Origin of the sequence: Pseudomonas costantinii (assembly GCF_001870435.1) — a bacterium.
In the GTDB taxonomy this organism is placed as follows: Bacteria; Pseudomonadota; Gammaproteobacteria; order Pseudomonadales; family Pseudomonadaceae; genus Aquipseudomonas; species Aquipseudomonas costantinii.
In genome coordinates, this window is record NZ_MDDR01000007.1 from 29,184 (window position 1) to 49,246 (window position 20,063).

General features: G+C 60.1%; 18 protein-coding genes and 1 riboswitch. Of the genes, 7 read left to right on the forward strand and 11 right to left on the reverse strand.

What is annotated here, in order from left to right; all coding sequences use genetic code 11:
• Positions 1-94: 94 nt before the first annotated feature.
• The 11 genes from BFL40_RS05160 to BFL40_RS05210 form a co-directional block, all read right to left on the reverse strand.
• Positions 95-1,546, reverse strand: coding sequence for a cobyric acid synthase (locus tag BFL40_RS05160; protein WP_071482934.1), 1,452 nt, complete (start codon positions 1,544-1,546; stop codon positions 95-97).
• Positions 1,543-2,532, reverse strand: coding sequence for a threonine-phosphate decarboxylase CobD (gene cobD / locus BFL40_RS05165; RefSeq protein ID WP_071482935.1), 990 nt, complete (start codon positions 2,530-2,532; stop codon positions 1,543-1,545). Before cobD ends, BFL40_RS05160 begins: the two co-directional genes overlap by 4 nt.
• Positions 2,525-3,433 carry an adenosylcobinamide-phosphate synthase CbiB gene (gene cbiB, locus BFL40_RS05170; protein WP_071482936.1) on the reverse strand — a complete coding sequence of 303 codons (909 nt, stop codon included), beginning with the start codon at positions 3,431-3,433 and terminating at the stop codon, positions 2,525-2,527. Before cbiB ends, cobD begins: the two co-directional genes overlap by 8 nt.
• Entirely contained in the window at positions 3,430-4,080 is a 651-nt protein-coding gene (bluB, locus tag BFL40_RS05175; RefSeq protein ID WP_071482937.1) for a 5,6-dimethylbenzimidazole synthase, read from the reverse strand. The genes cbiB and bluB overlap by 4 nt, the downstream gene beginning before the upstream one ends.
• A complete protein-coding gene (locus BFL40_RS05180; protein ID WP_071482938.1) occupies positions 4,073-5,395 on the reverse strand; it encodes a cobyrinic acid a,c-diamide synthase CobB in 1,323 nt (440 codons plus the stop codon). Before BFL40_RS05180 ends, bluB begins: the two co-directional genes overlap by 8 nt.
• On the reverse strand, positions 5,392-6,003 hold the full coding sequence (gene cobO, locus BFL40_RS05185) for a cob(I)yrinic acid a,c-diamide adenosyltransferase (protein WP_071482939.1): 612 nt from the start codon (positions 6,001-6,003) through the stop codon (positions 5,392-5,394). Before cobO ends, BFL40_RS05180 begins: the two co-directional genes overlap by 4 nt.
• A gap of 77 nt (positions 6,004-6,080) precedes the next feature.
• Positions 6,081-6,340: riboswitch (cobalamin riboswitch) on the reverse strand.
• A 97-nt stretch (positions 6,341-6,437) separates the two neighbouring features.
• Positions 6,438-6,977: a C40 family peptidase gene (locus BFL40_RS05190; protein ID WP_071482940.1), complete on the reverse strand. Its 540-nt coding sequence runs from the start codon at positions 6,975-6,977 to the stop codon at positions 6,438-6,440.
• A 145-nt stretch (positions 6,978-7,122) separates the two neighbouring features.
• Positions 7,123-7,752 carry a C40 family peptidase gene (locus BFL40_RS05195; RefSeq protein ID WP_071482941.1) on the reverse strand — a complete coding sequence of 210 codons (630 nt, stop codon included), beginning with the start codon at positions 7,750-7,752 and terminating at the stop codon, positions 7,123-7,125.
• A 213-nt stretch (positions 7,753-7,965) separates the two neighbouring features.
• A complete protein-coding gene (gene hda, locus BFL40_RS05200; protein ID WP_027603798.1) occupies positions 7,966-8,670 on the reverse strand; it encodes a DnaA regulatory inactivator Hda in 705 nt (234 codons plus the stop codon).
• 203 nt (positions 8,671-8,873) lie between these two features.
• Complete coding sequence (locus BFL40_RS05205) at positions 8,874-9,947, reverse strand: AI-2E family transporter (RefSeq protein WP_071482942.1); 1,074 nt, start codon at positions 9,945-9,947, stop codon at positions 8,874-8,876.
• 55 nt (positions 9,948-10,002) lie between these two features.
• Positions 10,003-11,043 (reverse strand): DUF2066 domain-containing protein, encoded by a 1,041-nt coding sequence (locus BFL40_RS05210; RefSeq protein ID WP_071482943.1) that lies wholly within the window; start codon positions 11,041-11,043, stop codon positions 10,003-10,005.
• A 344-nt stretch (positions 11,044-11,387) separates the two neighbouring features.
• Between BFL40_RS05210 and purM the strand changes: the two genes are divergently transcribed.
• The 7 genes from purM (at position 11,388) to BFL40_RS05245 (ending at position 20,023) form a co-directional block, all read left to right on the forward strand.
• Entirely contained in the window at positions 11,388-12,446 is a 1,059-nt protein-coding gene (purM, locus tag BFL40_RS05215; protein ID WP_071482944.1) for a phosphoribosylformylglycinamidine cyclo-ligase, read from the forward strand.
• Positions 12,446-13,096, forward strand: coding sequence for a phosphoribosylglycinamide formyltransferase (purN, locus tag BFL40_RS05220; protein ID WP_071482945.1), 651 nt, complete (start codon positions 12,446-12,448; stop codon positions 13,094-13,096). The genes purM and purN overlap by 1 nt, the downstream gene beginning before the upstream one ends.
• 8 nt (positions 13,097-13,104) lie before the next feature.
• Positions 13,105-13,818, forward strand: a complete 714-nt coding sequence (locus BFL40_RS05225) for a DUF3108 domain-containing protein (protein ID WP_071482946.1) — start codon at positions 13,105-13,107, stop codon at positions 13,816-13,818.
• A gap of 377 nt (positions 13,819-14,195) precedes the next feature.
• On the forward strand, positions 14,196-14,384 hold the full coding sequence (locus tag BFL40_RS05230; protein ID WP_017845315.1) for a hypothetical protein: 189 nt from the start codon (positions 14,196-14,198) through the stop codon (positions 14,382-14,384).
• A gap of 380 nt (positions 14,385-14,764) precedes the next feature.
• The gene (locus BFL40_RS05235) at positions 14,765-16,690 is read left to right on the forward strand and encodes an IucA/IucC family protein (RefSeq protein WP_071482947.1); all 1,926 of its coding nucleotides are present in this window, start codon (positions 14,765-14,767) and stop codon (positions 16,688-16,690) included.
• A complete protein-coding gene (locus BFL40_RS05240) occupies positions 16,680-17,891 on the forward strand; it encodes an MFS transporter (protein ID WP_071482948.1) in 1,212 nt (403 codons plus the stop codon). Before BFL40_RS05235 ends, BFL40_RS05240 begins: the two co-directional genes overlap by 11 nt.
• An 11-nt stretch (positions 17,892-17,902) precedes the next feature.
• On the forward strand, positions 17,903-20,023 hold the full coding sequence (locus BFL40_RS05245; RefSeq protein ID WP_071482949.1) for a TonB-dependent receptor: 2,121 nt from the start codon (positions 17,903-17,905) through the stop codon (positions 20,021-20,023).
• The last annotated feature ends 40 nt before the right edge of the window (positions 20,024-20,063 follow it).

Genomic DNA, 20,063 nt, shown 5'->3' on the forward strand with positions numbered 1-20,063 from the left:
CATTTGGATTGCAGTGCGTCAGCGTAATATTGGTAGGCTACCAGGCCACCATCGCAGGCAAGCCAGCGCCCACAGAGCGCGCGCGCATACACCGTCAAATCCCACACAGCGTGCGTAATAAATCAGTGTCCAGATGGTTCTCCACCAAGTCCGCCAACCGCTCGATATCTCGCTCACGCAAGGCGTGATAATCCACCTCCTGCACAGCCTGCAACCCCGCCCAACGCAGTAAGGCACTGCACGCGGCCGGTGTCTCGAACAAGCCATGCAGATAAGTGCCGAGAATCTGCCCGTCAGCGCTCTGCGCGCCATCACTACGGCCATCATCCAGAAGCACTGCGGCCTGAGACAGAGCACTGCCTGACGTTACGCCAGCATGAATCTCATACCCACTGACCTCGGCATCCTCCAGCAGCAAGCGCCCACGTACATTACGCAACTGCTTCTCTTCTTCCAGCGTCGTACTGAACGCCAACAACCCCAATCCTTCACTGGATCCGGCCGGCCCTTCCAGCCCGAGCGGGTCATGCACCTGCTCACCCAGCATCTGCAATCCGCCGCAGATCCCCAGTACCTTGCCGCCATAACGCAAATGCCGAGACACCGCAGCATCCCAGCCATTGGCCCGCAAATACGCCAAATCACTGCGCACGCTTTTCGAGCCCGGCAAAATAATCAGGTCGGCAGCAGGAATCGCCTGCCCCGGCCCGACAAACTGCAAATCCACCTGCGGATGCAACCGCAGCGGATCAAAATCCGTGTGGTTGCTGATACGCGGCAACACCGGCACCACCACCTTGAGCACCTGCGCCGCCTTATCGATCTGGCGCTGGTCGATACCGTCTTCGGCTTCCAGGTGCAGGTCCATCACATAAGGCAATACGCCCACCACCGGTTTGCCGGTGCGGGCCTCCAGCCAATCCAGCCCTGGCTGCAACAGTGCAATATCGCCGCGAAAACGGTTGATGATGAAACCTTTGACCCGCGCCTGTTCAGTGGGCGAAAGCAACTCCAGGGTGCCGACCAGATGGGCAAACACGCCACCGCGATTGATATCGGCGATCAACAGCACCGGACAATCCACCGCTTCGGCGAAGCCCATATTGGCGATGTCATTGGCACGCAAGTTGATTTCCGCCGGGGAGCCCGCACCTTCCACCATCACCACCGGGTAGGCGTCGCTCAACCGTGCGTGAGAGGCCAGCACCGCCTGCATCGCGATGGCTTTGTAGTCGTGATAAGCCACGGCGTTCATGCTGGTCACGGCTCGGCCGTGGATGATCACTTGGGAGCCGGTGTCGCTGTTGGGCTTGAGCAGCACCGGGTTCATGTCGGTGTGCGGCGCCAGGTTGGCGGCCTGGGCCTGCACCGCCTGGGCGCGGCCGATCTCGCCGCCTTCGGCAGTCACAGCACTGTTGAGCGCCATGTTCTGCGGCTTGAACGGCACGACCGCCACGCCCTGGCGCACCAGCCAACGGCATAGTGCGGTCACCAGGGTACTTTTGCCCGCATCGGAGGTGGTGCCTTGCACCATCAACGTACTCATGTGGCTTCCTTGTAGGCGGCCAGAGCTTCATCGAGTCGCAGCCAATCCGTGTCGGTGTCGGGCAGGCCGAAACGCAGGCTGCTGTCGTGAACAAACAGACGCAGCAGAATGCCGCGCTGGGCCATGAACTCATGCAGCCGCTCGGCGTGAGGGGTGATCAGCCATTGGAACAAGGCGCAGCCGCCGTGGGGTTGAAAACCATGGCGCTCAAGCAACTCAAACAATCGCTGCCCCGCTTCGATGCAACGATGACGTTGGTGTATGTGCCCGGCCGTATCACGCAGGCACACCTGACCCAGCACCCGCGTCGGCCCACTGACCGCCCATGGCCCGACCTGTTCGGCCAGCAGCTTGAGCAACCTGCGCTCCGCCAGCACAAAACCCAGGCGCACACCCGCCAGGCCAAAGAACTTGCCGAACGAGCGCAACACGATCAGGCCGACCTGATGAGCGTGGCTCGCCAAGCTCAGTTGCGGGGTGACGTCCATAAACGCTTCGTCCACCACCAGCCAACCGCCGCGCTGGGCCAGCCGTGCGTGCCAGTCCAGCAGGCGCTTGGGGGGCAAGCTCAGGCCCGTGGGGTTGTTGGGATTGACCACCACCAGCACATCGAGGCCGTCGAGAAAAAAGTCGACTTCCTGCTCCTGCACTTCGCGCACGACGTAACCTGCGCGGCGCCAGGCTTCCGCGTGCTCGGCATAACACGGTGACAAAACGCCGACCTTGCCGGAGCGACGCAGGCGCGGCAGCAATTGGATCGCCGCCTGGGAGCCCGCCACGGGCAACACATGAGCGGCGCCGTAATACTCGCTGGCGGCCTTCTCCAGGCCATCATCGGTTTCCGGCAGACGCGCCCACGCGCGTAGCGGGATCTCGGGGATCGGCCACGGCCAGGGCGCCAGGCCGCTGGACAGGTCGAGCCAATCCGCTTCGGCAATTCCGTACTGGATCGCTGCCTTACGCAGCCGGCCACCATGTTCAAGCATAGAATTGCGCCCCCGCACACAGGATCAGCAGCCACAACCATACGCCGCGCTGCACCAGTTGCCAGCCTCGTTCGATAGAGTCGGCATCCGCTGCCGGGCCTTCGCCCAATGGCGGGCGCTGATGCAACTCACCGTGATAAATTGCCGCGCCACCCAACTCTACGCCCAGTGCGCCCGCGCCCGCCGCCATCACCGGCCCGGCGTTGGGGCTGTCCCAGGTCGGACCCTGGGTGCGCCAGCATTTAAGCGCCAGACGGGTTTTGCCCAACACGGCGTAGGTCAAGGCCACCAAGCGCGCAGGGATATAGTTCAACACATCATCGATCTTCGCCGCCGCCCAGCCGAAGCGTTCAAAGCGTTCGTTGCGATAGCCCCACATGGCGTCGAGGGTGTTGCTCAGACGATAGAGCACCACGCCCGGTACACCGGCGATGACAAACCAGAACAGTGCGGCGAACACAGCATCGCTGCCGTTCTCCAGTACCGACTCAGTGGCAGCGCGGGCGACCTCGGTGCTGTCCAGTTCGCTGGTCTGGCGGCTGACCAGATAGCTCACGCGCTTGCGCGCTTCATCCAGGTCATCACTGCGCAGAGCCTGCGCGACCGGGATCACGTGCTCACCGAGGCTGCGCATGCCGAGGGCGCAGTACAACGCCAGGATCTCCAGCACCCAGCCGATATAGGGCGCCCACGACAACGCAGTGGCCAGCAGTGTCAGCGGCACCACCGCGATAAACCATGCGGTCACGCCGTGGCTTCGCCAACCGCGGCCACCGGTATTGAAACGTTGCTCGATGCGTCCGGCAAAATTGCCGAATGCCACCAGCGGATGCCAGCGCTTGGGTTCGCCCAGCAGCGCATCCAGCGCCACTGCGGCGACACACAGCAAGGCCACACTCATTGACTCACTCCCCACACATTCTCATACAACATGTCACTCAGCGGCCGCGGTTCGGTCCAGCCTTCGAGCTGCAACATCGGTGCCGGGTAGAACTCGACCACCGGCCCCAGGCACAACACCGCCAGGGGTTTCGCGCCGGGCGGCAAGCCCAGTAAATCGGCCAGGGCCTGAGGCTCGAACAGCGAAACCCAGCCCATCCCAAGACCTTCGACGCGGGCCGCCAGCCACAGATTCTGGATCGCGCAGGACAACGACGCCATGTCCATTTCCGGCAACGTGCGTCGCCCAAAGATATGGCGTTCGCGATCATCCATCAGCGCGGCCACCAGCACTTCGGCGCAGTCGTGGATGCCTTCGACCTTGAGCTTCATAAACTCGTCGGAACGCTCGCCGAGGGCCTCGGCGGTGCGCACACGCTCTTCTTCCACCAACTGTTGGATTTGCCCACGCAGTTGACGGTCGCTGATCCGGATAAAGCGCCAAGGTTGCATCAAGCCGACGCTGGGCGCCTGGTGCGCGGCCTGAAGCAGACGCTGCAACAACTCGGGAGCGACGTTGCCGCCGCTGAAGTGGCGCATGTCGCGGCGTTCGGCGATGGCGCGGTACACCGCGTCGCGGTCGACCTGGGGGAAAGCGTTGTCACTCATGATGTTGTGCTGACTCAAGGTCGGGCGCAAACAACGCGGCAACCGCTTGGGGATTGGACGGGAAATAGAAGTGCACGTAGGAAGCGGTCATTCGCCCCTGCCGGTAAACCGCCTCGGCGCCGCGTCCACCATTGGGGCTCAGGCCACGGGCAATCGGCTGCCATTCGGTACTTGTCAGGGAATGGTGATAGGTGTGACCACGCAGCACCCCTTCCGGCAATTCAACACTTTGCAGGGCCAGGGCCGCCAGCTTCTTCTGCATCACCGCATCGCCCTGTAGCAGGCCGACCAATTCGGCACGGGTTCCGTCAACGTCGGTGAGCGAGTCCAGCAGGTAGAGCATGCCGCCACATTCGGCGAGCAACGGCTTGCCGGCAGTGTGATGAGCGCGGATGGCGTCGAGCATCGAGGTGTTTTCCGACAGCGCCTTGTGGTGCAGTTCCGGGTAGCCACCGGGCAGATAGAGACTGTCGGCGTCAGGCAATTCGCGATCGTGAATCGGCGAGAAGAACCGCAACTCGGCACCCATCGCCCGTAGCAGGTCGAGGCTGGCACCGTAAGTGAAGGCGAAGGCTTCGTCGCGCGCCACGGCAATGCGCACACCGGCCAGCAGCGGCTCAGCCTCGATCACTTGTGGCGCGGCGAACGTTACCGGCGGCGGCAACGACACTTCACAGCTACTGCCCAGGGCTTGTGCGGCGGCGTCCAGGCGCAGGTCGAGATCATTCAATTCGCTGGCTTGCACCAGGCCCAAATGGCGGCTGGGCAATTCGATACCGGTTTCACGGGATAACGCGCCGTACCAGCGCAGGCCTTCGGTGAGGCTGCCTTCCAGCAGTTGCGCATGGCGCAGGGTGCCGACGCGGTTAGCCAGCACGCCGGCGAACGGCAAATCGGGCTGATAGCGCGCGAGCCCCAGGGCCAGGGCGCCGAAAGTCTGGGCCATGGCGGTACCGTCGATCACACCGAGTACCGGCACGCCGAAGTGCCGCGCCAGGTCGGCGCTGGACGGTGTGCCGTCGAACAGGCCCATCACGCCTTCGATCAGGATCAGGTCGGCCTCCCCCGCCGCCTCCCACAGTAAACGGCGACTTTCCTGCTCGCCCACCATCCACATGTCCAATTGATACACCGGCGCACCGCTGGCACGCTCGTGGATCATCGGGTCCAGGAAGTCCGGCCCGCATTTGAACACGCGCACTTTGCGCCCCAGGTTGCGGTGCAGGCGGGCCAGCGCGGCGGTGACGGTGGTTTTGCCCTGGCCGGACGCCGGTGCGGCGATCAATACGGCCGGGCAATGACGGGGCTGATTCAAAGTTCGACGCCTTTCTGTGCCTTGATACCGGCCTGGAACGCGTGCTTGAGCATGCCCATTTCGGTGACGGTGTCGCCCAGTTCGATCAGTTCAGGCTTGGCGCCACGACCGGTGACCACCACATGCTGCATCGGCGGGCGGGCTTGCAGATCGCTGAGCACTTGGTCGAGGTCGAGGTAGCCGTGCTTGAGGGCGATATTCAGCTCGTCCAGCACCACCATGCCGATGGAAGGGTCTTGCAGCAACTCGCGGGAAACCGCCCAGGCTGCTTCAGCGGCGGCGATGTCGCGTTGGCGGTCCTGGGTTTCCCAGGTAAAACCTTCGCCCATTACGTGGAAGCGCACTTGCTCAGGGAAACGACGGAAAAACAGTTCTTCACCGGTGCTGTTACGCCCCTTGATGAACTGCACCACACCACACTGCATCCCATGGCCCATGGCTCGAGCCAGCATGCCAAACGCCGAACTGCTCTTGCCTTTGCCGTTGCCGGTCAGCACCAGCAGCAATCCGCACTCGTTGGGGGAATTGGCGATGCGCTCGTCGATCACGGCTTTTTTACGCAGCATGCGCGCCAGGTGGCGTTCGTCGCGGTCGGGGGAATCAGTCATGGCAGCTCTCCGTTGGGGCTGGACAAAAACGGCGGGCAGGAAAAAGAAAACAGACAGCCAAGCATCGCCCACCGTGATGCTGTTGGATGATCCAGGCCGGTCTCCGGACTCATGAGTGGCGCTCCTGCTCTTATAAAAAAGAGAGAGCTGGCCGACGGCGCGCCTTCCCATATCGCGGGCGATACAGTGGCAAAAGGCACCGTTTTGACTCATTTACCGTTGCGGGGGCAGCGCCGGAATTGCGGCGGCACTGTGTATAAGTGCGCTCACTCACCGGCTTCCCTGTTTCACTCTGTCGACACACGGGTCACAGAGCACCTGGAACAAGCCGCGAAGGTTAGTGGGTTGGGGGTGGAGCGTCAAATTAAAGCCTCACACTGCAAGCAGGCATTGCACCCACTTGCAGCTAACCACTTGAAGCGTGTAGCTGCCTCTTAAGGATTTCGCGCCAGATGCTCAGCCGGCAACACGCGCTTGGCGCTCAGGTAGGCATTCTGCCAATACGCCTTGGACAAGGTATCCAGCTTCACCGTACCGCCTGTTTGCGGCGCGTGCACAAAGCGGCCTTCACCCACGTAGATCCCGGCATGGCTGACCTGTGAACCGCCACCGGTGGCGAAGAACAGCAGATCACCGGTCTGCAGGTTCTCTTCGCTGACATCCTGAGCACGCATCACGATCAATTCACGGGTTGTACGCGGCAAGGAAATGCCCGCTGCGTCACGGTAGACAAACCCGATCAGACCACTGCAATCAAAACCTGAGTCAGGCGTGTTGCCGCCCCAGCGATAAGGCGTGCCAACCAGGCCCAGCGCACGAAAGAGCACGTCTTCGGCTGCAGGCGAGAAACTTTGAGTGGAATAATTGAACACCGGCCTAGGCTTGACTGCTACGGGTGCAGGCGGTGGGCGGCTTGCGCAGGCGCTGAGGAGCGCGGCGCAAACAAGAAGAATGAGGCGGGCTGAGGTCGACATGGGCAGAACAATCCTGGTCTGGATGCGGCTTTTCGCTGCCGAACGCTGAAAACCAGAACGCGCAAGCAAAGCTTGCGCGAACGGATTCCAACAATATCCAGGGATTCTAGCGCTTACACGTCAAACTTCAAGTATCACTTTAACTTTACTTGCTAGCGGTAACCGTAGTCGGGGCCATGGCGAGTGCGCGCTTGGCTTCGATGAAGGTTTTGCTCCAGTAGCTGTCACCCAGGTTGTCGACTCGAACACCGCCACTGCGACGGCTGCTGGAGTGGATAAACTGGTTATCGCCCAAGTAGATACCGGCATGGCTGACACGACCACGGCCAGCTGTACTAAAGAAAAGCAGATCACCCGGCTTGAGGTTGTTGCGTGCGACCAACGGTGCATTCACGTTGATCATTTCGCGCGTCGAGCGAGGCAAATTCATGCCGGCTTCTTCACGAAACAGGTAGCCGATGAAGCCGCTGCAGTCGAAACCGGCTTCGGAGGTACCACCGAAACGGTAACGGGTACCGATCAGGGACATGCCGCGTTCGAGGATGCTGTCGGCCAGAACTGGAAGCTGGTAAGGCTTGTTGCCGGCGAAGTCGGCCAGTTCCTTCTCGGTCGCCACTTCTTCTTCATAAACAGTCGAAGACTGAGAAGCGACGAATTTTGCCTGGGACTGTTGTTGAGTTTTTTGCTGCTCAGCCACTTGTTGAGGGTGGGAGGCGCAACCAAACAACAGGGTAACGAGTGCGAGAGGCACGAGGGGTGCGAAGCGATTTAGCATGGGCACGACCGTGGCTGATGTGTAAAGAAGTCGAGACTATGCCCACTATCGGATCGATTTGCAAATTCAATCGTGTTCTATGTGACTTCTTGTTCGGACTATGACATCTAAGCCCTTAACACCCTTTACACGCCTTTTGCGTGGCCAAACCGGCCAAAACGCAGGTTTTCTGGCGCCTGAAACTTGCCAAAAGCCCCGAAATGACTGGGCTTGCTACCAGCCGAGGGTTTCTTTCAGGAAGGGAATGGTCAGCTTGCGCTGGGCCTGCAAAGAGGCCTGATCGAGTTGCTCGAGCAAATCGAACAACGCGCTCATGCTGCGGGTGCCGCGCGTGAGGATAAAGTGCCCGACTTCGTCGGTGAGGTGCAGGCCGCGACGGGATGCGCGCAATTGCAGGGCGCGCAATTTGTCTTCGTCAGACAGGGGGCGCATCTGGAAAATCAGCGCCAGGGTCAGGCGCGACTTGAGGTCGGCAAGCTTCACCGGAAGCTCACGCGGCGACGTGGATGCGGCAATCAATAAGCGCCGCCCACTGTCACGCAAGCGGTTGAACAGATGAAACAGTGCCTCTTCCCAATCTGCCTTACCGGCGACCGCTTGCAGATCATCAAGACACACCAGCTCGTACTGCTCCAGGTTGTCGAAGATCCCAATGCCGCGGTCCATCAACTCGGCCAACGGCAGGTAAACCGCCGGCTCGCCCATTTGCTCGAAGCGCAGGCACGCTGCCTGCAACAGGTGGGTACGCCCCACGCCGTGCTTACCCCACAAATAGATCAGGCTTTCTGTCCACCCGGCGTCGGCTTCGCAGAGCCGCTCGACATAGCCGAGTGCAGCGGCATTGGCGCCTGGGTAGTAGTTGATAAAGGTGGCGTCGTCACGCAGACGCACACCCAAGGGCAGCTGAATCGGTTTCATGCTGACTGAACGGCTCCAAACGAACCGTTAGTGGCCTCTGTGTAAAGTTTGCAAAGTTTATACCCGTGACGCCGGGCGCACAATGCAGCAGACCACAAGCAAAATCAAAGGTTTGCGTTAACTTGGGGGATTTGCGCAGATTGTTTGACGCGACGCATACAGAAATAACAAACCCGGCCTAAGCCGGGTTTGTGACGGTGCGGTTACAGATCGGGGCTTTCAACCCCTGCATACACATCTGAATCCTTGTACAAATCGTGCACATGGCGCACCAGCACCATGATCACCGCCGCTACCGGCAGCGCCAGCAGGATCCCGGTAAAACCAAACAGCTCACCGCCCGCCAGGATCGCAAAGATCACCGCCACCGGGTGCAGGCCAATTCGGTCACCCACCAGCAACGGCGTCAACACCATGCCTTCCAGGGCTTGGCCAACCATGAACACCGCGACGATACCCAGCATCGGGTAGAGGTCGCCGCCAAACTGGAACAGCCCAGCCACCAGCGCCGCGCCGATACCAATCACAAAGCCCATATACGGCACGATGGCTGCCAAACCAGCAATCAAGCCGATCAACAAGCCCAACTCAAGACCAATCGCCATCAACCCTGCGGCGTAGATGATCCCAAGGGCCAGCATCACCAACAACTGGCCGCGCACGAACGCACCCAGTACTTCATGACATTCATCCGCCAGGGCGACGATGCGCTCCTCACGGTTACGCGGAAGCAGGCTGCGGATCTTGGTCATCATGATGTCCCAGTCACGCAGCAGGTAGAACGCCACCACCGGGATCAGCACCAGATTGGTCAGCCAACCGATCAGCGCGAGGCTGGACGCCGTCGCCTGACTGAGCACAACACCGACAATATCGGTGGTCTGCCCCATATGCTCACTGATCGCCGCCTTGACCTTGTCAAACTTCCAGAAGCCATCCGCCAGCCCCAACTTGGTCTGGGCCCACGGCATGGCCGTATGCTGCAGCCAGTCGAGCATTTGCGGCGCCAACTCATAAAGCCGGAACAACTGCTTGGCCAGCATCGGCACCAGCACCAACACCAGCGCCGTGATGATCAACGTGAACAAGGCAAACACCGTCACCACACCCCAGGTGCGCGACATGCCGACTTTCTCCAGACGATCCACCACGGGATCAAACAGATAGGCGAGCAGTAACGCGACCAGGAACGGTGTCAGGATCGAATGCAGCAAGAACACAAAACCGCACAGCAGGACGATCCCGCCAACCCATATCCAACGACGCGCATCCGCCATAAACCACTCCATCTGTTATTTGCTTCCTTCTTCTATATAGAAGAAGGAGGAACATTTACCAACGAAAACGCAGTTGCGCCTGAGGTGCAGGTGCCGCAGGCGGCTGCGTACCGTCTGCCACCGACTGCTGAGCAGGCACCTCACCCGCAGGAACCTCCTGCAACTTGGCCAGGCTCAACTGAGTACGTAACTGATCAGCGCTGCCGTTAACGCGATACACAATGCGGTTGCCATCCACGAGTTGCGGCTGACCACCAAAGGGTTCCAGCAGGTGACCCAAGGCGGCATAGCGCTCCAGGTTCATGCCCTGCACTTCCAGCAGTTGCTCGGTGCTCACGCCTGGCTTGACCGCAAAACGCGGCGCCAGCTTTTGACTGACCGCCAGCATCACGGCATCAGCCACGGCGGCGGTGTCGGCACCTTGGGCGGTGCCCTGCTCACTTTTGTCGCCCAGCCACAGGCGCCATTTGGCCTGCCATTGGCTGCCGTCCTGGCGGGCGTGTACAGCCAGCAAAGCATCGGCGCCGTAGCGTTCAGAAGCTGCGCGCAGCGGAGTAGCGTCCGCGCTTTCAAGATTAGGCGCTGTGGCGACGACTTGTTCATCCAGGTCGCCCAGCGGCAGGCGCAACGGTAAACCGCGGTGTTGCGCCGCCCGGCGCAGCGCCTGGGCAACCGCTTGACCATCACCGACCAGGCTGCTGCCCTCGGTGGAGTCGTTCAGCCACCAGCCGAGAATCGACGGCCGATTGCTGCCCCAAATCGACAAGCCTGCCCCACGCAACGCGCGGTCGGTGCTGACTGGATCGAAGTCCACTTGCAGGCTTTCCGGCGGCCCGGCGTCGTAGCCATACTGAGTGATGATCTGTTGCGGGTCCTTGCGAATCGCCGCCAAACCCGGGCCATCAGCAGCCTTGGCGTCCCCGGTCAAGCGGATCACCAAGGTTTGCACGGCGCGCTGGGTAGCCTGGTCGCGCTCTTGGGGCGACTGGCTGCTGACCGGCTCGAGCACTTGATACAAGCCATTGAGGGTTTCGGCATGACTCGCCAGGCTGACCAACGACAAGCAGCCTACAAAGAAGAATTTACACAGACGCATGGAAGATTCCCGAACGACAAATTTAGCGGCTGGAACAGACCGCGTGAACTCGGCTTGGCAAGGCTGTGACCACAGCGACCGGTAAAACATTCACAGGGTCTCGGTAAGATTTTGTACTGTCATAACGATAGCGGGTTAAAGGCTATACCTTAATACGTGCCATAACAGACCCGATTAGCATTTTTTTAACCTCATATGCCTCTGCCCGTCGGCCCGAGGATGGCCGCTGCCCCTCAAGCCTGATAAAATCGCGCGCCTTCGCAGACCGTCAACGGCTGGGCCTTTTACCAAAAGCCCCCGCCCGCTCGGTCGTTACCCCTGAATCCCCCCTAAAGGCCTGGATCATGAGCAAGCAACCCTCCCTGAGCTACAAGGACGCCGGTGTAGACATCGACGCCGGTGAAGCATTGGTCGAACGCATCAAGAGCGTCGCCAAGCGCACTGCGCGCCCTGAAGTCATGGGCGGCCTGGGCGGTTTTGGTGCCCTCTGCGAAATCCCGGCCGGCTACAAACAGCCCGTGCTGGTCTCCGGCACCGACGGCGTGGGCACCAAGCTGCGCCTGGCCCTGAACCTGAACAAGCACGACAGCATCGGCATCGACCTGGTTGCCATGTGCGTCAATGACCTGGTGGTTTGCGGTGCAGAGCCGCTGTTCTTCCTCGACTACTACGCCACCGGCAAACTCAACGTTGAGACCGCGACCCAAGTCGTAACCGGTATCGGCGCAGGCTGCGAGCTGTCGGGTTGCTCCCTGGTCGGCGGTGAGACCGCTGAAATGCCAGGCATGTACGAGGGCGAAGACTACGACCTGGCCGGCTTCTGCGTCGGCGTTGTAGAGAAATCCGAGATCATCGACGGTTCCAAAGTCGCTGCCGGTGACGCCCTGCTCGCCCTGCCATCGTCCGGCCCGCACTCCAACGGCTACTCGCTGATCCGCAAGATCATCGAAGTGTCCGGCGCCGACATCGAGACCATCCAACTCGACGGCAAGCCGCTGACCGACCTGCTGATGGCCCCGACCCGCATCTACGTCAAGCCACTGCTCAAGCTGATCAAGGACACTGGCGCTGTTAAAGCCATGGCCCACATCACCGGCGGCGGCCTGCTGGACAACATCCCGCGCGTCCTGCCAAAAGGCGCCCAGGCGATTGTCGACGTGGCCAGCTGGACTCGCCCTGCGGTATTCGACTGGCTGCAAGAGAAAGGCAACGTTAACGAAACCGAAATGCACCGCGTGCTGAACTGCGGCGTGGGCATGGTGATCTGCGTCGCTCAAGAGCACGTAGACACTGCGCTGAATGTACTGCGTGAAGCCGGCGAGCAGCCGTGGGTCATCGGCCAGATCGCCACTGCCCCGGAAGGTGCAGCCCAGGTTGAACTGAAGAACCTCAAGGCTCATTGATGTCTCAGACCTGTGATGTCGTGGTGCTGCTTTCCGGCACTGGCAGTAACTTGCAGGCCCTGATCGACAGCACGCGCACCGGCGATAGCCCGGTGCGCATCGCTGCGGTGATTTCCAACCGCAGTGACGCCTACGGCCTGCAACGCGCCAGGGACGCAGGGATTGAAACCCGCTCTCTGGATCACAAGGCTTTCGAAGGCCGCGAAGCCTTCGACAGTGCCTTGGTCGAACTGATCGATGCCTTCAACCCCAAACTCGTGGTCCTCGCCGGCTTCATGCGCATTCTCAGCGCTGATTTCGTGCGGCACTACGAAGGGCGCCTGCTGAATATCCACCCTTCCCTGCTGCCCAAGTACAAAGGTATGCACACGCATCAACGCGCCCTCGACGCCGGTGACAGCGAGCATGGCTGCAGTGTGCACTTTGTGACCGAGGAACTCGATGGCGGGCCTCTGGTCGTACAGGCAGTGGTTCCGGTAGAGTCTGCAGACTCGGCGCAGACACTTGCGCAACGGGTTCACACCCAGGAACACAGGATTTATCCGTTGGCTGTTCGCTGGTTTGCCGAGGGTCGGTTGATTCTTGGTGAGCAGGGTGCATTATTGGACGGTCAGTTACTCGCGGCCAGCGGCCACTTGATTCGAACCTAGGAGATTTTATGCGTCGCGCCTTGCTCTTCGCTTTTGCGCTGTTCGCCTTGCCTGCCGTGCAAGCAGCAGACCTTCACCCTTTCTCCGCCAGCTACACCGCCGACTGGAAACAGTTGCCCATGAGTGGTTCGGCCGAACGCAGCCTGACCAAGAATGACAATGGCTCCTGGACCTTGAACTTCAAGGCCTCCATGCTCATCGCCAGCCTCACGGAGACCAGCGTGATCCTGTTCGACAAGGACGCCCTGCAACCGAAGAGCTACACCTTCGAACGCGGCGGCCTGGGCAAGGCGAAAAAGATCAACCTGGACTTCGACCACTCGACCAACAAGGTCACTGGTTTCGAAAACAAAGACCCGGTTAACGTCACCCTCGAAAGTGGCATGCTCGACAAATCGACCTACCAGCTTGCCCTGCAACGTGACGTTGCGGCCGGCAAGAAAAGCATGAGCTACCGTGTGGTCGAAGGCACTGACGTCGACACCTACGACTTCCGCGTGATCGGCCCGGAAAAGGTCCAGACCAAAGCCGGCGCCATTGATGCGATCAAAGTCGAGCGCGTGCGCGATCCGTCGCAGACCAAACGCATCACCCAGATGTGGTTTGCCAAGGACTGGGGCGGCATCCTGGTTGCCCTGCGCCAGGTGGAAACCGACGGCAAGGAATACAACATCATGCTGCTGGACGGTACTGTTGACGGCAAGGCTGTCAAAGGTAGCTGATGGGCTGATGAGCCAGAAAAGAGCCTCGCTGAATGCGGGGCTTTTTTTCGCCTGGGTTTTTTTCGGTGAGACGGATACCGCTATCGCAGGCAAGCCAGCTCCCACATTGGAATGCATTTCAAATGTGGGAGCTGGCTTGCCTGCGATGACGTCAGCACGGCCAACCTAAGCTTGAAAGCCTGCCTATAACATGAAACTTCTGTCATAAAACTCAAGCGCCTACGGTGCAATGCCACGGTTTACGGGGCCTGCGGGATTGTTGCGTTTTTTGCAATGAATTGTTGCGCGCAAAACCGGTTTACTTAGCAAGCTAACAAAATATATAAAAGGGGCCTGCGACGACTTGCCGCAGATCAACCAGAGATTGGAGCAAGCAGATGACTGTAAAAGTAACTGAACGCGACGATGAGCATATGTCCCACGAAGCTTTGGGCCATGGGATTCACATCTGGGATGTACATCAACAAGACCTGCTGGTCGGTATGTTTCACAACGAGAGCGACGCCCACAATTATAAAAACGAGCTCGAAACTCTCGAAATGAAACGCCAGGCACAAAGCTCCTGAAACTCTGAAATCCCGTAGACGCCCGGCCCACGCAGCCGGGCGGCCTACACACAAGAACCCCGCCTTTTGAGCGGGGTTTTTCGTTTTAAAGGTAACCGCCTCCCCGCAAACCTTCGTTCGTATAAAAACAGACACATCCCACAACGTCTCAGGCCATGCACTACAAGCCACTGCAAAGTCACTGAACTAGCCTGTTCCAGACGCCTCAAGACCACGCCACAACGCCTCCGTGATCACGCCATTCGCCTACCAGGCGACCTCCCGGTCCCGATGAATAATCGATTCCGCAAATAATGTAACAATAAATAGACATTTGGTAATGGTTCTCGATACCATTCCGCCGCCTTCCACCCAGGCTTACGGATGAGGAGTTCGACTTGATGCTCGGAAACAGCAGAACTGCGGAAAAATCGCTGCTTGAACGTTGGGGTGAAGCACTCGCAACCCCGCAGTTCCAGGCCAACCACATCACCCTCGACGCCCTTATCAACACCCTGGCTCCAGCTGCCGAGCGTAGCTTTCAGCGCCTGATCCAAGCATTGTTTCGTGAAGGCCTGCTGGCCCCCAGCACTCGCACCTATGACGAGCGCGGCCACTGCTGGCTAACACTGCCCGATCAATCAAGCCTGCGCTTCGATCATCTGCGTCCCGGCCGCATGGCAAGCTGGGACCTGCGTGGCAAGGTCACCCTTTTGCGTGACGGCCAACCCGACCAGAAGATTCAATTTCCATCGCAATTGCTGACGTTGCTTAACAGCGCACTCGAATCATCTGCCGACCCGGAAGTCTTGAGCCGTCTCAATGCCGAGATCGATGACAGCTTCGTCAACGATACGTTGTGCCTCGCCTTTCATGAGCAATGGACGATCCAGCTCCATGCGTCAATGGACCCGGCACATCAACACAATTTACTGAACTACCTCAAGAACGACCCAAGCGTTAGCAACCCGACATCCGTGCTTGAACAGTGGGGCACGTTGGGCCACCCATGGCACCCCAACTACAAGACCAAACTGGGTTTAAGCACAGAGCAGGTCATCAACTTCTCGCCAGAGTTCGAAGCACGCTTCCCGGTGTTCCTGTGCGCACTGCACCGCCAATTCGCCCATGTCGAAATGCTGGCCGGTACCGCCGATTACTGGCAGTGGTGGCAAAACCACTTTCCGCAGGCCGCCCAGCAATTGACCGCAGAGCTGCGATCTCTGGGCCTCGATGCCAACGACTATCTGCCGCTGCCCGCCCACCCTTGGCAAGCTCACCAGGAATTACCACAACTGTTCGCCAACGAAATCGGTGACAGGCTGCTGGTGTTGACCGAAATCGTCGCGTTTACCGCCCACCCCACCATGTCATTCAGGACCGTGCTGCCTGAAGGCCGGCGCGACGCGCCAATGGTCAAACTCCCGGTGTCACTGCGACTGACCAGTGTGCAGCGCACGGTGTCACCACGCTCGGCACGCATGGGCCCGAGAATCAGCCACCTGCTGCAGACGATCCTGGATCGCGAGCCTGGGATTCAGAAAACACTGAGCATTGTTCCCGAGCGAATCGGCGTCCATTTCAAACCTCAACCGGCCAATGACGAGCACTCCCGCCACTTGGCCGTCCTCTACCGTGACAACCCCCAGAGCCTGCTCCGACCGGGCGAAATGGCCGTCCCGGTAGGCAGTCTGTTCGCTATCGACCAGCACGGGCAGCCGCTGCTGCGGCAATGGGTACGCCTGAGCCAAGGCACGGACGACGCCGAGGCCATGCTCGCGTTCTTCCGGGACTACGCAGCGATCGCCGTGCCGGCCCTGCTGGGTATGTACCTGCGTTATGGCGTAGCGTTTGAGGCCCATCAGCAGAACTCTTTCATGGTCATGGCCGCAGACGGACAACTGAGCCGCCTGTTACTGCGTGATTTCGGCGATATCCGGATCGACCGCAAGACCTTGCACGCCCACGGCCTGGACATCGAACTGCACGACCCCAAGATGACCCTGTACGACGACTCCAGTTTCGTGCGAGATAAGCTGCTGCACACGGTTTTCATGTGCCACTTGGGCGAACTGGTGTTGCTCAGCGCTCGCCACTTCGATATCCCCCAGGCGCGGCTTTGGAGTGAATTGTCAGCCCAAGTCAGCCGGTGCTTCGACGACTTGCGCAGCCAGGTCGAACCACAACGCTGGAAAACCGAGCGCGAAGCCCTGTTGGAGCAGGACTGGCCGGCCAAATCGTTTATGCGTATGCGCCTGCTGGACAGCCATGCGGATATCGTCGGGCGCCTGCCGAACCCGCTGAGTGCTGCCGCCAATGTCAGCTAACAGCACTGCGCTGCGGCTGCTGGTAGTGATTCAACTGGTGTCGATGGGGGCCATGGAAATGAGCGGCCCCTTCTGGCCCCTGCAAATCCAGAAGCTGCTGGGCGTCGCCAATGCCCAGTACACCGGCCTGCTTTCTTCGCTGGTGTACGCGGGGCCGATGATGGCGGCGATGATCCTGACGCCGATGTGGGGGCGACTGGGTGACCGTACCGGCCACAAGCCGATGATCATTCGGGCGCTGCTGGCACTGGCGGTCTGTCAGGCGCTGGCCGCTATCACCTTCGATCCTTGGCTGCTGGTGGCAATCCGAGTCGCACAAGGCGCACTGGCCGGCTTCATCGCGGCAGCCCAAGCCTATGCGCTGGCCTGCTGCGGTGACGGCGGGCGCGGGCACATTCTGGCACGACTGCAATCGGCGACCGCCGTGGGCTCGCTGGCCGGGCCGGTATTGGGCGGTTGGTTGATGGACGCCTCGGGCTTCGCACTGCTGTGCTACAGCGCTACCGCGGTCTGCCTGTTGTGCGCGGTGATCAGCGTGTTCCTGCCCAGTGATTCGCCGCGATCGCGGCAAGTCCACACCTCGAAACCCACCGCGCTACCCAAAGGCTGGCTTGGTGCAATGCTGGGAATCATCGTCTTGATTCAAGCAGCCAAGATGATGCCCCAGCCGTTTTACGCTTTATACGTCGCCGATGTTTTACACGCACCCGCGTGGTTGATCGGCGCCAGCTACGCCGCCAGCGCATTGACCCTGGCGCTGTCCGCACCGCTATGGGGCCGCCTGTTTGACCGGCACTCACCGGCGCACACGCTGCGCATCATCGAATGGGTCACGTGGTCCTGCGCCTTGACGCTGGCCTTCACGGCGCTGGCCAACGAATGGCTGGGATTCCTCGCCAGTCGCCTGCTGTGGGGCGTATGGCAGGGAGCCTTATTGCCCGTAGCCTACACGCTGATCGCCAACACCGTTACGCCCAGCCAGCAGGGTTTTGCGCTAGGCATGGGCAACAGCGCCGCCAAAGCCGGCGCGCTATGCGGTGCCCTGATGGGTGGCATCGGCATGGGGATGGTGGGCTTGGCGCACAGCTTCTGGCTGGTCGCACTGACGTACGCCCTGGCCGCCCTGGGTATCCGCGCAATCCGTTCGTTCACCCGAACACCTGAGACATCCGGTTTTTCTGTCAATACTTCTAATAACTGAAAGGCAAGGTCATGAACAAATCGCAATTGGCAGTTCTACTGCCCCTACTCGGGTCGATCAGCGCCCCTGCCTGGGCCGATGAGATTGAGGCCCCCCAAGCCGCGCCCACCAACCTGCAACTACAGGCAACAGTGGTATCCGCCACGCGCAGTGAAACCAGTATCGCGGCGATCCCTGGCTCTGTGCAGGTGATCAGCGAAGAGCAGATCCGCCAGCAAGCGGGCGCGGGTCGACGAGTCGCGGATATCCTCGGGCAATTGGTCCCAGGCATTTCCCCTTCCAGCGGCGGCATGAGCAACTTCGGCCAGACACTTCGCGGACGCAATACGCTGATCTTGATCGATGGCGTGTCCCAGAACGCCACGCGCGACAATTTCCGCCAGCTCAACAGCGTGGCACCGGAAAGTATCGAGCGCATCGAAGTGATTTCCGGCGCCAGCAGTGTCTACGGTGCCGGCGCGTCAGGCGGCATCATCAACATCATCACCAAGCGCAACAAAGGTGAAGACCTGGCTTTCAGCAGCAAGATCGGCATGACCGCCGGCAACAACTTCAGCCACAAAGGGTTCTCGTACGAAGCCTTCCAAAGCGCAACGGGTCGCAAGGGCCCCTTGGACTGGTATGTATCGGGCAACACCGTGCAACGCAACGACCAGTTCGACGGCAACGGAAAACGCATTCCCCAGGACACGTCCCAGGGCAGCAACATGGACACCGACACCTACGACCTGCAAGGCCGATTCGGCTACGAGCTTGATGACGACAAGAAGATCAGCCTGTCGTTGCAAGACTACAAAGACGAACAAGACACCCGTTACACCAAGAACCCACGGATAACAGACACCGCCGTCGCCGTAAAAGGCCTGGACCTGGACGACCAACCCTTCACCCATAACCAGGCGGTCAACCTCAATTACGCCGATAAGGATTTCTACGGCCAGGGTTTGCAGGTCGAAAGTTACTGGCGGCGTGCCGACGCGTTGTTCTTCCCGGACCTGTCCCGGGGCCGCGCCGGGGTCTCCAACAATAACAGCGTGCAAGATGTCTATGGCTTGCGAGCAGCGATCGATACGCAAATGCCGGACATCGGCCCGGCGACCGGCAACCTGGTGTGGGGTGCTGACTACGATCATGAAACCTCGCGTCAGCGCGGCGACCAATACCGGGTCAACGGCCTGACCTACACCAAGACCGGCACCACTTTTGAACTGGGTCCGGACATCGCGACCGCCACCAAAGCCATCTTTGGTCAGCTGTCCTACGACATCGATGACTGGACCTTACGTGGCGGTGTGCGTCGCGAATGGATTCAAAGCGAGGTTTCCGACAGCATCGCGTATGGCGAGATCGTTCAGACCGGCAACCGCGCGACACTGCCGGGCGGCACGCTCAAATACGACGACACCCTCTACAACCTCGGGGCGGTGTATCACCTGAGCGAAAACCAGGATGTGTTCGTCAACTTCAGCCAGGGCTTTTCCCTGCCGGATATCCAGCGCTTCCTGCGTGACGTCAACAGCAAGTACGACATTCAAAACCTGAATGCCCAAGCGCTGAAGGTCGACAGCTACGAGCTGGGCTGGCGTGGCAACTGGGACAAGTGGCTGGCCAACGTCACAGCGTATGAAAACACCTCGGATGTCACGCAATTCTATGATGCCAATGATCGTGTGCTGCGCCTGATTAACCAGAAAGAGCGCGTACGCGGCATCGAAACCAGCCTGACGTACAACGTCACTGACCAATGGTCGGTAGGTGGTACTTACGCTTACGCCAAAGGCGAGACCCAGCAAAACGGCAAATGGATCGACTTGCCCGCCACACGCATCTCCCCCGCCAAGACCACCGCCTTTGTCGGCTATGACCGTGGCGACTACAGCCTGCGCTTGCAAGGCATGCGCCTGTCCGACTACGACGCCGCGTTCAAAGACAACAACGGCCGCGATATAAAAGGCTACACGCTGGTCGACGTGCTGGGCTCGGTAAGGTTGCCGGTAGGTCGCCTGGAAGGTGCGATCTACAACCTCAGCAACCGCAACTACCAGAACATGTTTGCCCAGGCCAACGCCCGTGCACCCTACCCGAATGCCGAAGGTCGTACCTTCAGCGTGAGTTACGCAGTGGATTGGTGATCGGCTGACGCTGCTCGCTAAAACACAAACCCCGCCTTTT

What these genes read in the sequence shown, in the direction of transcription:
- BFL40_RS05230 (WP_017845315.1), top strand. Translation starts at nt 14,196, where the DNA reads ATGACTGTAAAAGTAACTGAACGCGACGATGAGCATATGTCCCACGAA.
- BFL40_RS05225 (WP_071482946.1), top strand. Translation starts at nt 13,105, where the DNA reads ATGCGTCGCGCCTTGCTCTTCGCTTTTGCGCTGTTCGCCTTGCCTGCC.
- cbiB (WP_071482936.1), bottom strand. Translation starts at nt 3,433, where the DNA reads ATGAGTGTGGCCTTGCTGTGTGTCGCCGCAGTGGCGCTGGATGCGCTG.
- BFL40_RS05210 (WP_071482943.1), bottom strand. Translation starts at nt 11,043, where the DNA reads ATGCGTCTGTGTAAATTCTTCTTTGTAGGCTGCTTGTCGTTGGTCAGC.
- BFL40_RS05160 (WP_071482934.1), bottom strand. Translation starts at nt 1,546, where the DNA reads ATGAGTACGTTGATGGTGCAAGGCACCACCTCCGATGCGGGCAAAAGT.
- purN (WP_071482945.1), top strand. Translation starts at nt 12,446, where the DNA reads ATGTCTCAGACCTGTGATGTCGTGGTGCTGCTTTCCGGCACTGGCAGT.
- BFL40_RS05240 (WP_071482948.1), top strand. Translation starts at nt 16,680, where the DNA reads ATGTCAGCTAACAGCACTGCGCTGCGGCTGCTGGTAGTGATTCAACTG.
- cobD (WP_071482935.1), bottom strand. Translation starts at nt 2,532, where the DNA reads ATGCTTGAACATGGTGGCCGGCTGCGTAAGGCAGCGATCCAGTACGGA.
- cobO (WP_071482939.1), bottom strand. Translation starts at nt 6,003, where the DNA reads ATGACTGATTCCCCCGACCGCGACGAACGCCACCTGGCGCGCATGCTG.
- BFL40_RS05205 (WP_071482942.1), bottom strand. Translation starts at nt 9,947, where the DNA reads ATGGCGGATGCGCGTCGTTGGATATGGGTTGGCGGGATCGTCCTGCTG.
- BFL40_RS05235 (WP_071482947.1), top strand. Translation starts at nt 14,765, where the DNA reads ATGCTCGGAAACAGCAGAACTGCGGAAAAATCGCTGCTTGAACGTTGG.
- BFL40_RS05195 (WP_071482941.1), bottom strand. Translation starts at nt 7,752, where the DNA reads ATGCTAAATCGCTTCGCACCCCTCGTGCCTCTCGCACTCGTTACCCTG.
- BFL40_RS05245 (WP_071482949.1), top strand. Translation starts at nt 17,903, where the DNA reads ATGAACAAATCGCAATTGGCAGTTCTACTGCCCCTACTCGGGTCGATC.
- purM (WP_071482944.1), top strand. Translation starts at nt 11,388, where the DNA reads ATGAGCAAGCAACCCTCCCTGAGCTACAAGGACGCCGGTGTAGACATC.
- bluB (WP_071482937.1), bottom strand. Translation starts at nt 4,080, where the DNA reads ATGAGTGACAACGCTTTCCCCCAGGTCGACCGCGACGCGGTGTACCGC.
- hda (WP_027603798.1), bottom strand. Translation starts at nt 8,670, where the DNA reads ATGAAACCGATTCAGCTGCCCTTGGGTGTGCGTCTGCGTGACGACGCC.
- BFL40_RS05190 (WP_071482940.1), bottom strand. Translation starts at nt 6,977, where the DNA reads ATGTCGACCTCAGCCCGCCTCATTCTTCTTGTTTGCGCCGCGCTCCTC.